Origin of the sequence: Pseudomonas fluorescens, from assembly GCF_902497775.2 — a bacterium.
Taxonomy (GTDB): Bacteria; Pseudomonadota; Gammaproteobacteria; order Pseudomonadales; family Pseudomonadaceae; genus Aquipseudomonas; species Aquipseudomonas putida_F.
On record NZ_OZ024668.1, the window covers coordinates 3159886 to 3174364 of the forward strand.

Consider the following 14479-nt stretch of genomic DNA (forward strand, 5'->3'; position numbering starts at 1 on the left):
GGGTGCACACTTCATAAGGAGATGGACATGAGCAATATTAATATCCGCAACATTGTGCAAAACTGGGTAAGCAGCGGCGCGTCATCTTACGACCTTAAAACACCGGGGGATACCGATCAATCTGCCGCGACAGCCCGAGGTGTATTTCTGGGGTACGACAGTACAGACCCCCAAGCCTCTGGCATTGCCATCTATACGGATGCACAAAACCTGCCTACAGCGCTGGCCAGCATCATGAACCATGTGCAGATTCGGGCCGACTTCCACCCTGCCAACACCTCCCCGGATAAACTGGCTGCAGCCTTTAGCCAGTACATCAATGAAATGGACAAATGCCCCTTTGTCCATCTCAACTCGAACGAAAGCACAAAACAAGTCTTCCACAGCAAAGACTACAACCTGCTCATTGACCAAATCAGCAATTTGTACAGCAGCTTGGGTTCACAAGATCTCGACAAGATTAAAAAGTCGATCACCGACATGGCCAAATCCGTATTTGGTCAAAAAAGCTCAGAACAATGGAAAAACCTGTTCAGCCAATCCACGCTGGACATGAGCGATCCGCACAACCCGAAACTCTATATTTATTACACCTCGCTACATATGTTCCATCAGCAGAACGGAAAATCAGATGTGCAAGAGCAGGACTATGAAGTGCGCATGACGACCTACCTGGTCTTACCGGACCAGATCAAGACTTATGCATCGTCGTTGGCCAACCTGGATAAGAAATCCGTCGATGATTGGTCCAGGTCTTCGACTTCGCCTGAAGATCCCGGGGTGAAACTCTGCTTCCTGAAGTAATTCGCCTCACCGGCGCCCCCCGGGGCGCCCTCTAGCAAAGGAGTGACAGGGATGACCATTCACCGCAAAAACTGGCAAGTGACTGACGCGACTGAACCCTCAAGGCCAGTCGACGCTCCCCCACAGCAATCGCTCAACACACCCGACTGGACCGAGCTTCGCCGGAAAAACGCGATTGAGCGAGGCCTGCCCGCCCCCAGCGCCGACCTACTCGGCGAAGCCGAGCCGATACACCCAGCGTTCGCACGCACTTTTGTTCCACCTGATATTTCCCGCCCGCCATATGACGCGATGTGCAAGATTTTCTACCGCAACCACGGTCAGGATTACGTCGCCAGCGGTTGGATCGTCGAGGCCAACAATGGCAAGGCCATTCTGACTTCAGGGCATGTCGTTTTTGATAAGGGACACTGGTCCAGTGATTTTTATGTCATGCGCCAATACTCAGCCGGGGACTATGCACAAGTCTTCACTGCACAACACGCAAGTACCCTGAACGGATGGATCAATCAGACCGGGCTGCGGGAGTACTGGGACCTTGGCGCGATTATTCCGGACACCCCCGTTCCCCCATCGACACCGTCATTGCATGCGGTCTTTGACTATCAGCCCACCCAGACCCCATTCAATTTCTACTATGACCCCGGCTACCCGGCAAAGCCGGCGAATGGTTACGATTTCAATGGCTCGTTACTGTGGCAAAGTGACGGTGATCTCTTGGAAACAAGGGTCCATGGAACTGAAGTGGTACTAAAGGCCGTCAATACGATGGAACAAGGAAGCAGTGGCAGCCCCTGGCTGGTTTACGACGCTCTGCAGAATCGCTATTACGCCGCAGGCATGCAGAGTTCTGGTGTGGAAAACTCGCAGTCTTCGTTTTCACCTTGGTTTTCCAGCAGCAACCTAATCGTCCTGCTTAAACACATTGGCATCATGATCTAGCCAATCTCTCTGGCGGGGCCGGCTGAACCCGTTCGGCCCCCTTGAGACAAGGATTCGACAAAAACCGCTAAATGTTCGATAGACGCAGGACTCATCAATCTGAGCTCAGCAAGCAAGCGTCCCTCAATTGAACTAAGTGCGTCGGCCTTTGAACATCCTCCGTCCCTACCCAGCACCAACCAATCCAGTGAAATGTCGAGCGCGGTGGCGATCTGCACCAAATTTTCTACTGTTATCGGTCCCCCCTGAAGCCATCGACCGACTGAACTGGGATGCACCCCTATTTCAACGGCCAGCGCATACCGTTTGCCTCGACACTTCAGTTCAAGTGCTTGTTTCAGACGATCCTTCAGCACTACTGATCTCCTTCTATTCAATCCTTGCAGAAGGGGCTCCCCTGACCACTTAGCTCAGTTGACCAGCTTGTTTTCGAGCCATCGGCAGAAGCTTTGTGTCAGTACATCGCCTTCACTGTTGCGATGTACCAACCACGCCCATTTGGGACCGCGAATCGCCTGGGTTGTCAGTGCAACCAGTACGCCCTCTTGCCGTGCACGCTCAGCCAGCAACTCACTTACCAATGCGATTCCCAACCCTTGACAGGCAGCGTCAAGCAATTGCCCGGGGTCTGAAAAGTTAAGGCCATTCAATCGCTGCCCTACCTCCGAACCGCCTCGAGTATTCCAGTAGCTCCAGTCCATTTCGCGTTCGCCGTGAAGCGTAGTTCGGACATCGGCGGCAAGCTCAAGTACACCAGGATGACAAGCCGGATACAGCCGATCCTGCAACAACACGCGAAAGCTGCAATCAGCCTGGGCGCTGATGTCATCACGTAGCGCGACGTCGATGGTCTGGGTGCTCATGTCCGGGATTTCATCGCTGGTGAACAGCCACAGGTCCACCTCCGGGTGCAGGCGGTGAAAGTCGCCCAGGTGCGGCACCAGCCAGTGCCGGGCGAACGCCGGCGTGGTGTTGACCACCAGTTGGTTGGGCTTGCGGTACTGCTCCAGGCGGCGAATACCCACGGTCAGTTGCTGCAGCATCACCTGGGTGGTGCTGAGCAGGTCATGACCGGCATCGGTGAGCGACACACTGCGCCCTTCGCGAAAGAACAACGGTTGCTCCAGGTAGTTCTCCAGGCTGCGGATCTGTTGGCTGATCGCCGACTGGGTCAGGTGCAATTCTTCGGCAGCCTTGTGAAAACTGCCCAGGCGCGCGGCCGCTTCAAAGCCGCGCAAGGTGTTCAACGGTGGCCAGTGTTTCAGCATGATCGATAAGCCCAGCTAATCATATATCGGCAAAATCCATCGTTTGTTCAGGTGCAAAGCCCAGTTATAGCATGGACTCCCAGGCAGTCCTGCTGAAAACAATTACTTAACTTAAGGTTATTGCAATGCACAACGACAACGCCAACAACAACGGCTGGTTCATGCCTGCCGAATGGGCCCGGCACGCCGCCACCTGGATGGTCTGGCCGCACAACCAGGCCCTGTGGGAGTCGACCTGGGGCGTAACCCTGGCCGATGTGCAGGTCGATTTCGCCCGGGTCGCCAACGCCATCGCCCGCTTCGAGCCGGTAAAGATGGTGGTCGACCCCAGCGCGGTCAGCCAGGCCCGGGCGCTGTGCGGGGCCAACATCGAGCTGATCGAAATCGCCGTCAACGACAGCTGGTGCCGCGACTCCGGCCCAAGTTTCATCTGCCACCCGCAACAAGGCCTGGCCGGGGTCAGCTGGCGCTTCAATGCCTGGGGCGGCAAGTCGGCCCATGACCTCGATGAAGGCCTGGCCCGGCGCGTGCTCAATGACCTGGGCCTGCCGTGCTTCGGCAGCTTTTTGGCCAACGAAGGCGGCGCCATTCATGTCGATGGCGACGGCACGCTGATTACCACCGAATCGGTACTGCTCAACCCCAACCGCAACCCGGGCCTGGGCAAACAGGACATCGAGGAAATCTTCCTGCGCCTGCTGGGGGTGAACAAGGTCGTCTGGCTGCCGGGCGACCCGGATTACGTCACCGGCGACATGACCGATGGCCACGTCGATGGCGTCTGCGCGTTCGCCCGGCCCGGGGTCTTGCTGGTCGATGCCACTCACGATAAAACCTCAGTCTACGCCCAGGTGGCCAAAGACAACCGCCGCGCCCTGGAGCTGGCCACCGACGCCCGTGGCCGTGGCTTCGAGCTGATCGACCTGTACGAAGCCTCGGCTGCGGTCGATACCGACGCCGAAGTGTTCTGCGCCTCCTACACCAACTTCTACCTGTGCAACGACGCGGTGATCATGCCGGCCTACGGCATCGACGCCGACCAACAGGCGGCCGCCACCCTGCAAAAAGCCTTCCCCGGCCGCACCGTGGTGCCGGTGCAGATCAACCAGCTGGCCCACGGCGGTGGCGGCGTGCATTGCATCACCCAACAGCAACCGGCCTGGCCCCTGGCGGGAGGCAAGCGATGAGCGCGCTGACCGTCGCCAGCGTGCAGTTGGCCTGTAGCTGGAACCTTGAAGACAACCTCGATAAAGCCGAACAACGGGTGCGCGAGGCGGCCTGCGCCGGAGCCAGGCTGATCCTGCTACCGGAGCTGTTCGCCACGCCCTACTTCTGCATCGAACAATGCCACTCGCACCTGGCGCTGGCCGAGCCTTACGAGCACAGCCCGCTGTTGCAGCGCTTTGCCGCCCTGGCCGCTGAGCTCAAAGTGGTGCTGCCGCTGAGCTGGTTCGAACAGGCCGGCAATGCCTACTTCAATTCGCTGACCGTGGCCGATGCCGACGGGCGCTTGCTCGGCGTCTATCGCAAAACCCACATCCCCAACGCCATCGGCTACCAGGAGAAGGAGTACTTCAGCCCCGGCGATACCGGTTTCAAGGTCTGGGACACCGCCGTCGGGCGCCTCGGCGTGGGCATCTGCTGGGATCAGTGGTTCCCTGAAACCGCCCGCTGCCTGGCCTTGCAGGGCGCAGAAATCCTCCTGTTCCCTACCGCCATCGGCTCCGAGCCCGGCGCCGCGGCGCTGGACTCACGCGATCATTGGCAACTGACCCAGCGCGGCCATGCAGCGGCCAATATCCTCCCGGTGATCACCGCCAACCGCACCGGCGTTGAAGTGGCGCATAGCGATGCCGACCTGCACATGCGCTTTTACGGCTCGTCGTTCATCACCGACCACAAAGGCCGCCTGCTGGCCGCAGCCGATCGCGACGCCACCTGCGTGCTGCTGGCCGAACTGGACCTGGCGCACATGCGCGAAGAGCGCCTGACCTGGGGCATCTATCGCGACCGCCGCCCGGAGATGTACGGCACGCTGTTGAGCCAGGATGGCCGTCACCCGCACACCACCTGGAGGCAAGGCGCATGAACAGCCTGAGAACCCTGATCGCCGTTTCCCTGGCCCTGAGCTGCAGCCTGGCCGGCGCCGAAGACAAAGTGCTGCGCCTGTACAACTGGGCCGATTACTTTGCCGAAGACACCCTCAAGGACTTCACTGCCCAGACCGGCATCAAGGTCATCTACGACGTCATGGACAGCAGCGAAACCCTCGAGGCCAAGCTGCTCTCGGGCAACAGCGGCTATGACCTGATCTTCCCGAGCGACACCGTGGCCGAGCGCCTGGCCCGCGCCGGCGCCCTGCAAAAGCTCGATCCGGGCAAACTGGAGTACCTGGCGGATATCGAGCCGGGCCTCCGGCGCCTGCACCAGCGCTACCCCAACTCGCGCGAGAGTACCGTGCCCTACACCTGGGGCAGCATCGGCCTGACCTACAACCGCGCGGCCATCGAGCAGCGCATCGCCAATGCCCCGGTCAACAGCCTCGACCTGTTGTTCAAGCCAGAGAACGCCGCACGGCTGGCTGACTGCGGCATTTCGATGATCGACTCCCCCGACGAAGTGCTGGCGGTGGCGCTCCATTACCTGGGCAAGGATCCACGCAGCGGCAAGGCCGACGACCTGCTCGCCGCCCGCCAGATGCTGGGGGCGATCAAGCCGTACATCCGCAAGTTCCAGTCGCAGCCGGTAAAAAGGTCGAGTTCCGCTACCACATCCCGGTGGAGGGCACGACCATCTGGATGGACAGCATGGCCATCCCCGCCGACGCCGCCCACCCGGAATACGCCTACGCTTTTATCAACTTCGTCATGCAGCCGCAGCAGATGGCGGCTATCAGTTCGTTCACCGGCTACCCCACCTCCAGCGCCAAGGCACGGCCGCTGGTCGAGCCACTGATGCGTGACAACCCGGACATCTACGTCAGCGACGAAACCTACGCGCGACTGATCCCGGGCAAAGACATTTCCCAGAAAGACATGCGCGCGCGCATGCGCACCTGGACCACCCTCAAGACTTCCTCGGCCCATTGAGCCGACACCATGAGTGCCGCACCGATGACACCCCGTCGCACCTTTCTCAAGCACTTGTCAGTAGCCACCGGCATCGCCGGCTTCGGGCTCGGCCCGCTGCGCCTGGCCATGGCCGCTGACGAGCGCTGGTTCATGCCCGAAGAAGACCAGGCCCAGCGGAGGATCTTCCTGGCCTTCGCTGCCGCCGACAACGTCTGGGAAGACCAGGCAGACGCGGTCAACACCTGCATCGCGCAACTGGCCAGAACCATCGCCAGGTACCAGCCGGTCACCGTGCTGTGCCGTCCCGAAGACCTCAACCTGGCCCGCCAGCAATGCGGCACTAGCAATACCGAGTTCCTGCCTCTGGCACTGGATGACATCTGGATTCGCGACTACGGCGGCTGCTTCGTGATCGACGACGATGACCACAGCGCGCTGATAGACTTCAACTTCAACGGCTGGGGCAACAAGCAACGCCACCGCAACGACAGCCGCGTGGCGGCAACGCTCAGCGCAACCCTGGGCATCCCCTACCTGCAAAGCGAGCTGACCGGCGAAGGCGGCGGCATCGAAGTGGATGGCCACGGCACGGCGATCATCACCGAAAGCTGCTGGGTCAACGCCAACCGCAACCCGGACTGGAGCCGCAGCGACGTCGAGGCTGAGCTCAAGGCTAACCTTGGCCTGCGCAAGATCATCTGGCTGCCGGGCATCAAGGGCCAGGACATCACCGATGCGCACGTCGACTTCTACGCGCGCTTCGTCAAACCGGGGGTAGTAATCGCCAACCTCGACAACGACCCGAACTCCTACGACTACCCGGTGACCCGCAAGCACCTGGACATCCTCAAGCAGGCCACCGACGCCGACGGCCGCCCCTTGACCGTGCACCTGCTGCCGCCGCCGAGCAAACTGCGCAGCAACCGCTTCACCCGCGACAACCCGGAGTTTGCCGCTGGCTACATCAACTACCTGCCGATCAATGGCGCGGTGATCGCCCCGCAGTTTGGCGACCCGCAGGCCGACCAGCACGGCAAGCAGTTGCTCACCAAGTTGTACCCGGGGCGGATCATCGAGCAGGTCAATATCGACCCGATTGCCGCCGGTGGCGGCGGGATTCATTGCGTGAGCAAGAACATGCCCGACACCCGGCAGTAATCAACCAGCCGCCTTGCTCGCTTGACGGCGTGCGGCGGCAGGCCAATAATAGATCGATCAGTCAGTCTATTAATGAGCCAAGCATGAGAACCGTAGACCCGGAAAAAGTCGCCGCCAAACGCAAGCAGATCCTCGATGCAGCCATCGAATGCTTCGCGCGCAATGGCTTTCACTCAACCTCGACAGCGCAAATCTGCGCCGCTGCAGGCATGAGCCCGGGCAACCTGTTCCACTACTTCCCCAGCAAGAACGCGATCATCGAAGCCATTGCCCAGGACGACCAGCATGGCATGGCCGAGCTGATCGCCCACCACGCCAAAGCCAAGGACAGCCTCACGGCAATCGAGAACATCGCCATCGCCATGATGGAGTTGTGCAGCGACCCCATCTACGCCCGCATCAGCCTCGAAGTCGCCGCCGAAGCCATCCGCAACCCCGAGGTCGGCACCCTGCTTGCCGTCAATGAGGCCAAGGTCAAGGCCGATCTGCAGGCCTTGCTCAAGCGTGGCATCGACGCCGGGCAGATTGACCCGACACTGGATGCATCGATGGCCGCGACCTGGTTGATCGCCCTGACCGAAGGCGGCATCGGCCGCGTCGTGCTTGAGCCGGGCTTCAAGGCCAAAGCCCATAAACCGCTGTTGCGTACGATCATCCGCAGGTTCCTGCAGATTCAGCCATAAGCCTTCCGACATCGGCCTGTTGCGCTCGCTGTTACCTCCCCTTTGCTGTGCCCACTCGAGATTGATCGCGATGCTATCTGTGCTGCGAGACAAACCCCGCCTGCTGATCCTCGGCTTGTTGCTACTGCTCGTGATTGGCTGGGTGCTGGTGATGCCTGCCAGCGAACCAACGGACAGCGCCCCTGCGCAAGTGCCTTTGCTCAAGGTCAGCAGCGTACTGGCCGAACCCGGCAGCGTGAGCCAGACCCTGCACGTCAGCGGCAGCCTGGTAGCCCGTGACGAGGTGGCCATCGGTACCGCACTGCAAGACACGCGCATTGCCAGGGTATTGGTCGAGGAAGGCGACACGGTGGCGACCGGGCAACTGCTGGCGCAACTGGAAACCGATACCCTCGACGCCCAGGTGCGCCAGGCCGAGGCCGCCCTCAATCGCAACGCAGCCTTGATCAAGCAGCAGCAAGCGCTCGACATCGAGGCACAGGCCAGCCTGGCGCGGATCAATGAGCTGGGCAGCATCGGTGCGGTCAGCGCCCAGCAGCTGGACCAACAGCGAGCCCAGGCCCACGCCAGCGCCGCCGCCTTGGCTGCGGCGCGGGCCGAACATCAGCAAGCCATCGCGCAACTGACTGACGCCCGCACTCGCCGCGACAAGGCCGACATCCTTGCCCCGGTCAACGGCATCATCTCCGAACGCCACGCCCGGCTGGGCGCCATGGCCGGTAGTGAGCCGCTGTTCAAGCTGATTCGTGACGGGCAACTTGAGCTCGATGGCGAGCTGGCGCAAAGTGCGTTGCAGACGATTCGGGTCGGTACAGCGGTACAAGTGCAGGTCGCCGGCATGGCCGAGAGTGTCGCCGGCACGGTGCGCTTGCTGGCGCCCAAGGTGGATGCGGGCACCCGGCTCGGGCGCGTGCGCATCAGCCTCGCGGCAACGGCCGATGTGCGCGCGGGCAGTTTCGCCAGCAGCAGGATCGACACCGGCACCATCGCCGCTGCGGTAGTCATTCCGCTACGGGCGGTGACCTTTGCCGACGATGGCGGCGCCACCGTCATGGTCCTTGATATCAATGGCCAGGCGCGCGTGCGCAGCGTGGTCCTCGGCCAGCGCAACAGCCAGCAGGTGCAAGTCAGCAGCGGCCTTGACGCCGGTGAGCGGGTAGTGGCGAGCGCCTCGGCATTCGTGCGCGATGGCGACGTGGTCAGCCTGGCACAGGAGTCGGGGCAATGAGCCTGGCGATATCGTCCTGGGCCATTCGGCGGCCCATCCCTACCCTGGTATTGTTCCTGGTACTGGCCGTGGTCGGCTGGGTGTCCTTTGTCGGCCTGCCGATCAACGCTAATCCACGGGTCGACTTTCCAGTGATTACCGTTGCCGTAGTCCAGGTCGGTGCCGCGCCGAGCGAACTTGAGCATGCGGTCACCCAGCGGGTCGAGCGTGCAGTGTCCGGCCTGGCCGGCATCCGTCACATCACCTCGACGATCGCCGATGCCATCTCGGTAACCACGGTGGAGTTCCAGCTTGGCGTCGACCCCGACCGCGCCGCCAATGACATCCGCGATGCCATCGGGCAAATTCGCGCGGACCTGCCGCAGACCATCGAAGAGCCCCTGGTCACCCGCATTGATGTCGAGGGCGGGGCGATCCTCAACTATGCAGTCAAATCCGGCGCCCGCAATGCCGTGGACCTGAGTTGGTTTGTCGATGATGTACTCGGCCGGGAACTGCTCGGCGTGCCCGGGGTGCAAAAAGTGCAGCGCCTGGGCGGCCTGGAGCGTGAGGTCAGGGTCGAACTCAAGCCCGAGCGCCTTGAGGCACTGGGCATCTCTGCCGACCAGGTCAACACCCAGCTGCTGCACAGCAACAGCAACGTGCCAGGCGGGCGGGCGATTCTCGCCGACAGCGAGCAGTCCATACGCACACTGGGCAGCGCTCTGACCGTTACGGCCCTGGGCGACACCCCCATCGCCCTGCCGGACGGCCGCTGGGCACGCTTGAACGAGCTGGCCAGCGTGGTCGATGGCGCCGGCGAAATGCGCTCGCTGGCGCGCCTGAACGGTGAGCAGGTCGTCGGCTTTGCCGTGTTTCGTGCCAAAGGTTCCAGCGATACCCAGGTGGCCGCAGGGGTAGAGGCGGCGCTACAGCGCCTGCAGCAACATCATCCGGACATCGAGATCCAGCAGGTTGCCTCGCTGGTCGACTACACGCTGGCCAGCTACAACGCCGCGATCATGACCCTGATCGAAGGCGCGCTACTGACGGTGCTGGTGGTGTTGCTGTTCCTGCGCAACTGGCGCGCGACCCTGGTGGCGGCCATCGCCCTGCCCTTGTCGATCCTGCCGACCTTCGCGGCCATGGCCTGGTTTGGCTATAGCCTCAACAGCATCACCTTGCTGGCCCTGACCCTGGTGATCGGCATCCTGGTCGACGATGCGATTGTCGAAATCGAGAACATCGAACGTCACCTGGACCAGGGCAAGCGCCCTTACCAGGCCGCCATTGACGCCTCGGACGCCATCGGCTTCGCCGTGGTGGCAATAACCGCGACCATTGTTGCGGTGTTCTTGCCGGTGAGTTTTATCGGTGGCTTTGTCGGCCAGTATTTCACCCCCTTCGGCATTACCGTGTCGGCAGCGGTGCTGACCTCGCTGCTGGTGGCCCGGCTACTGACGCCACTGATGGCCGCCTACTTGCTCAAGCCCAAGTCGATCGAGCATCGGCACCGGGCAACGCAAGCGCCCACTGGCTTGCTCGCTCGTTACCTGCGCCTGCTTGAGTGGGCACTGGCGCATCGACGCAAGAGCCTGGTGATTGCGGCGGCTTTCCTGCTCGCCTCGTTTGCCCTGGTACCGCTGCTGCCGTCGGGCTTCATGCCGGTCAGCGACACCAGCCTGAGCCGCATCGATGTGTCCCTGCCGCCTGGCACGCCCCTGGCGCAAACCGACCGGACGCTGCAACAGATGGCTGCGACACTGCGCCAACAGCCGCAGGTGATGTTCGTCTTCAGCACCGCCGGCGGCGAAGATGCCTCCGGCGCCACCGATGTCGCCAGCGGCCAATTGCTGGTGCGCCTGGTGCCGCCCGAGCAGCGCGAGATGAGCCAGAAGGCGTTTGAACACGCGCTACGCCCGATCCTTGGCCAGTTCGCCGATGTGCGCTTTGCCTTTCGCAGCGACAGTGCGGCGCGGGACGTCTCGGTAATTCTCGTCGGTGCCGATGCCCGGCAACTGTCCCAGGCCGCTTACGCGCTGCAAGGCGATATGCGCATGATCAAGGGCTTGGCCAATGTCCAGGTCAATGAGCCCTTGCCGCGCCCGGAACTGTTGATCCGCCCGCGCCTGGATGAGGCCGCCCGCTCCGGTGTCAGCGCCCAGGCCATCGGTACCGTAGCGCGGATCGCCACCTTGGGGGATATCAATGCCAATTCCGCGCGATTCAACTTCCCCGACCGCCAGGTACCGATCCGCGTGCAACTGGCCGAGGCGCAGCAAGGCGATCTCGACACCCTGCGCAACCTGCGGGTGGCCAGCGACAACGGCGGCACGCTGGCGCTGCACAGTGTCGCCGACATCGACTACGGCAGTGGCCCGACAAGGATCGAACGCTTCGACCGGCTGCGGCGAATCTCGGTGGACGCCGACCTCGCCGGGGTAACCCTCGGCGCGGCGCTGCAAGCGATCCAGGCCACCCCCACCTTGCAACACCTGCCCCCCGGTGTGCGCGAGGTGGAATACGGCGACGCCGAGTACATGAATGAAATGTTCGAGAAATTCGCCACGGCCATGACCTTCGGCATCCTCATGGTGTTTGCCGTGCTGGTCCTGCTGTTTCGCGACTTCCTGCAACCGCTGACCATCCTCGTCTCCCTACCCCTGGCGGTCGGTGGTGCGATCGGCGGCCTGCTGTTGTATGGCGCCGCCATCGACCTGCCGGTGGTGATCGGTTTGCTGATGCTGATGGGTATCGTCACCAAGAACTCGATTCTGCTGGTGGAATTCATCATCGAAAAACGCCGCGCCGGCATGCCCCGGCACCTGGCACTGATGCAATCGGGCGCTGAACGGGCCAGGCCAATCGTGATGACCACCATCGCCATGGTGGCCGGCATGATTCCGGCAGTCCTCAGCAGCGGCGCCGATGCCGGCTTTCGCGCGCCCATGGCGATTGCCGTCATCGGCGGGCTGGTGACATCAACCTTGCTCAGCCTGGTCTTCGTACCGGTGGTGTTCAGTTATATGGACGACGTGAACAACTGGTTGGCCCCGCGCCTGGCGAAACTCACTTCCGTGACCGCGCAAGACCGTATTGCGGCGCAACAGCAACTCACCAAGGCAAACAATGATCAGCCCCGGTGAAGTAACGCACAGAACTGATGCTACCGGCCTATAAAAACCGCGTCAGCGTGCAGTATTAGCGAACACCGGGTTGTGCCCCCCCATGAATCGACAGATTAACTTTCAGACTACAACATGAGCACCCGCAAACAGCAGATATAACGCCAATTGAATTTGCCTGAAATAACGTTACAGCGACTGCCGATAGCGAACAGCCCGGGAGTCACTGATTATCTTAAGGCGCCCGCTCTACGCCGGCCAATTGCCGGCTCCATGGCCTGCTCTTATTGCTCTCGAAGTTGCTCTTCGGGCTTCGCCGTGCGCGCGACAAAACTGTAAAGCTTTTGAATAACTACGGCACTAACAGAGTTTTACATTCTGCACACGGATGATAACAACGAAGCCCAGTACTCTGATCAAACTTAAAACCACGAGAACACGCTAAGCCACCATGAAGACGACAAGGATTTACACTGCATTGACCGGCATTTGCCTGGTGACCGTTTCAGCGCAGTTATTGGCTGAGGATTGGCAATTCACCCTGCAAGGCGGCGCTGCCAATGCCCCCCGTTACAGCGGCAGCAGTGAGCGCTCAACGACACCGCTGCTCGGCTTCGAGATCGAAAGCCCTTATGGTTTCTTTCTGCGGGACAAAGGCCTGGGCTGGAAACAGGATTGGGACGATGCCAGTTTCAGCACCTACATCGGCACCAGCGACGAACGCAAGGACCGCAAGAAAGGCTATCGCGGCTCCGACCGTCTGCGTGGCATGGGTTCGATCAAATCCCGCGCCCTGGTGGGCGTGGAAGGGTCCTATACCTGGGGGCCGGTCACCTTCGGCGCGACCTTCGAAAATGCGCTGAAAAAAGACAGCAACAAAGACACCGGCTCCGCCTACCAGACCCTCGAACTGAGTATCGGCACCTCGTTGTACGAGGGTGATTTCGGCAGCCTGACCGGCAACGTCAATGCGCTGTTTGGTGACGCCGACTACGTCCGCACCTGGTATGGCGTCAGCCAGCAGCAAGCCGCCAACAGCCGTTTTGCCGCGCACAAGACCCACGGCGGCCTGGTCAGCCAGGGCGTCAACCTGACCTGGAGCCTGCCACTGGGCGAAAATACCAGCCTGCATACCCTGCTGGATGTACAGAACCTTTCCGGGCATGTGAGTGACAGCCCGATCGTCGAGCGGCGGGTACAAACCTCCATCGCCAGCGTGCTCGAGTACAGCTTCTAGAACGCCCTTGCGCCCTGGGGCCTGCATTGCAGGCGCCCCGGGCAGCCTCGACAGCGCTGTTTGACAACCGCGCGCGCCAGACCGGAACATGAGCCCCTTCCAGCACTCACCAGGAGGTTCATCCCATGAGCAAGGCACCCTATGTCCCGCCTCGGGTCTGGCAGCACGACGCGCCGTCGGGCGGCGAGTTCGCCAACATCAACCGCCCGGTGGCCGGACCGACCCACGACAAGGCCCTGCCCGTGGGCAAACAGCCCCTGCAACTGTATTCCCTGGCTACGCCCAATGGCGTGAAAGTCACCATCCTCCTCGAAGAGTTGCTGGCGCTCGGACATACCGGCGCCGAATACGACGCCTGGCTGATTCGCATCAGCGAAGGTGAGCAGTTCTCCAGCGGCTTCGTCGAGATCAACCCCAACTCGAAGATCCCCGCCCTGCTCGACCACAGCGTGCAACCACCTATCCGGGTGTTCGAGTCGGGTTCGATCCTGCTCTACCTTGCGGAAAAATTCGCCGAGTTCCTGCCCACCGACCTGGCCGCGCGTACCGAGACCCTTAACTGGTTGTTCTGGCAGATGGGTGCCGCGCCCTACCTGGGCGGCGGCTTCGGCCACTTCTATGCCTACGCGCCAGAGAAGTTCGAATACCCGATCAACCGCTTCACCATGGAAACCAAACGCCAGTTGGACGTGCTTGATCAGCGCCTGGCACACAACACGTACCTGGCCGGCGACCGCTATACCATCGCCGATATCGCCGTCTGGTCCTGGTATGGCCAGCTGGCCCTGGGCAGGCTGTATTCGGCGGGCGAGTTCCTCGGCGTGCAGGACTACACCCACGTGCAACGCTGGGCACAAGCGATTGCCGAGCGCCCGGCAGTGATCCGTGGCCTGCGGGTCAACCGCACCTGGGGCGATGAAGGCAGCCAGGTGACGGAGCGGCATTCGGCGCAAGACCTGGACTGATCGGGGGCGCTGGGCAAAA

General features: G+C 61.6%; 12 protein-coding genes and 1 pseudogene. 11 read left to right on the forward strand and 2 right to left on the reverse strand.

The features are described from left to right. Positions 1–27: 27 nt before the first annotated feature. Together F8N82_RS14525 and F8N82_RS14530 are read left to right on the forward strand one after the other, a co-directional pair. Positions 28–804 (forward strand): hypothetical protein, encoded by a 777-nt coding sequence (locus F8N82_RS14525; RefSeq protein ID WP_038995986.1) that lies wholly within the window; start codon positions 28–30, stop codon positions 802–804. A gap of 51 nt (positions 805–855) precedes the next feature. Beyond that, on the forward strand, positions 856–1746 hold the full coding sequence (locus tag F8N82_RS14530) for a trypsin-like serine peptidase (RefSeq protein WP_038995987.1): 891 nt from the start codon (positions 856–858) through the stop codon (positions 1744–1746). On the opposite strand, the gene F8N82_RS27605 is transcribed toward F8N82_RS14530, so the two are convergent. Continuing rightward, positions 1743–2102 (reverse strand): helix-turn-helix domain-containing protein, encoded by a 360-nt coding sequence (locus tag F8N82_RS27605; RefSeq protein WP_157771865.1) that lies wholly within the window; start codon positions 2100–2102, stop codon positions 1743–1745. The genes F8N82_RS14530 and F8N82_RS27605 overlap by 4 nt on opposite strands. Before the next feature lie 54 nt (positions 2103–2156). Further along, a complete protein-coding gene (locus F8N82_RS14535; RefSeq protein ID WP_038995988.1) occupies positions 2157–3014 on the reverse strand; it encodes a LysR family transcriptional regulator in 858 nt (285 codons plus the stop codon). Positions 3015–3139: 125 nt separating this feature from the next. Here F8N82_RS14535 and F8N82_RS14540 point away from each other — a divergent pair, with 125 nt between their 5' ends. From F8N82_RS14540 to yghU, 9 genes and pseudogenes are all read left to right on the forward strand, one after another. Next, positions 3140–4201, forward strand: coding sequence for an agmatine deiminase family protein (locus F8N82_RS14540; RefSeq protein WP_038995989.1), 1062 nt, complete (start codon positions 3140–3142; stop codon positions 4199–4201). Further along, positions 4198–5103 carry an N-carbamoylputrescine amidase gene (aguB, locus tag F8N82_RS14545; RefSeq protein WP_038995990.1) on the forward strand — a complete coding sequence of 302 codons (906 nt, stop codon included), beginning with the start codon at positions 4198–4200 and terminating at the stop codon, positions 5101–5103. Before F8N82_RS14540 ends, aguB begins: the two co-directional genes overlap by 4 nt. Beyond that, positions 5100–6103, forward strand: a pseudogene (locus F8N82_RS14550) (extracellular solute-binding protein). The gene aguB and the pseudogene F8N82_RS14550 overlap by 4 nt, the downstream one beginning before the upstream one ends. A 24-nt stretch (positions 6104–6127) precedes the next feature. Then, positions 6128–7243: an agmatine deiminase family protein gene (locus F8N82_RS14555; RefSeq protein ID WP_038995992.1), complete on the forward strand. Its 1116-nt coding sequence runs from the start codon at positions 6128–6130 to the stop codon at positions 7241–7243. Between the two features lie 83 nt (positions 7244–7326). Continuing rightward, entirely contained in the window at positions 7327–7926 is a 600-nt protein-coding gene (locus F8N82_RS14560; RefSeq protein WP_038995993.1) for a TetR/AcrR family transcriptional regulator, read from the forward strand. A 79-nt stretch (positions 7927–8005) separates the two neighbouring features. Beyond that, positions 8006–9154: an efflux RND transporter periplasmic adaptor subunit gene (locus F8N82_RS14565; RefSeq protein ID WP_338918752.1), complete on the forward strand. Its 1149-nt coding sequence runs from the start codon at positions 8006–8008 to the stop codon at positions 9152–9154. Continuing rightward, positions 9151–12279, forward strand: coding sequence for an efflux RND transporter permease subunit (locus F8N82_RS14570; RefSeq protein WP_038995994.1), 3129 nt, complete (start codon positions 9151–9153; stop codon positions 12277–12279). Before F8N82_RS14565 ends, F8N82_RS14570 begins: the two co-directional genes overlap by 4 nt. Positions 12280–12709: 430 nt before the next feature. Next, on the forward strand, positions 12710–13495 hold the full coding sequence (locus tag F8N82_RS14575; protein WP_038995995.1) for a MipA/OmpV family protein: 786 nt from the start codon (positions 12710–12712) through the stop codon (positions 13493–13495). 125 nt (positions 13496–13620) lie between these two features. Next, positions 13621–14460 carry a glutathione-dependent disulfide-bond oxidoreductase gene (yghU, locus tag F8N82_RS14580; RefSeq protein ID WP_038995996.1) on the forward strand — a complete coding sequence of 280 codons (840 nt, stop codon included), beginning with the start codon at positions 13621–13623 and terminating at the stop codon, positions 14458–14460. Positions 14461–14479 lie beyond the last annotated feature (19 nt).

What these genes read in the sequence shown, in the direction of transcription:
- F8N82_RS14525 (WP_038995986.1), top strand. Translation starts at nt 28, where the DNA reads ATGAGCAATATTAATATCCGCAACATTGTGCAAAACTGGGTAAGCAGC.
- F8N82_RS14530 (WP_038995987.1), top strand. Translation starts at nt 856, where the DNA reads ATGACCATTCACCGCAAAAACTGGCAAGTGACTGACGCGACTGAACCC.
- F8N82_RS14535 (WP_038995988.1), bottom strand. Translation starts at nt 3,014, where the DNA reads ATGCTGAAACACTGGCCACCGTTGAACACCTTGCGCGGCTTTGAAGCG.
- F8N82_RS14540 (WP_038995989.1), top strand. Translation starts at nt 3,140, where the DNA reads ATGCACAACGACAACGCCAACAACAACGGCTGGTTCATGCCTGCCGAA.
- aguB (WP_038995990.1), top strand. Translation starts at nt 4,198, where the DNA reads ATGAGCGCGCTGACCGTCGCCAGCGTGCAGTTGGCCTGTAGCTGGAAC.
- F8N82_RS14555 (WP_038995992.1), top strand. Translation starts at nt 6,128, where the DNA reads ATGACACCCCGTCGCACCTTTCTCAAGCACTTGTCAGTAGCCACCGGC.
- F8N82_RS14560 (WP_038995993.1), top strand. Translation starts at nt 7,327, where the DNA reads ATGAGAACCGTAGACCCGGAAAAAGTCGCCGCCAAACGCAAGCAGATC.
- F8N82_RS14570 (WP_038995994.1), top strand. Translation starts at nt 9,151, where the DNA reads ATGAGCCTGGCGATATCGTCCTGGGCCATTCGGCGGCCCATCCCTACC.
- F8N82_RS14575 (WP_038995995.1), top strand. Translation starts at nt 12,710, where the DNA reads ATGAAGACGACAAGGATTTACACTGCATTGACCGGCATTTGCCTGGTG.
- yghU (WP_038995996.1), top strand. Translation starts at nt 13,621, where the DNA reads ATGAGCAAGGCACCCTATGTCCCGCCTCGGGTCTGGCAGCACGACGCG.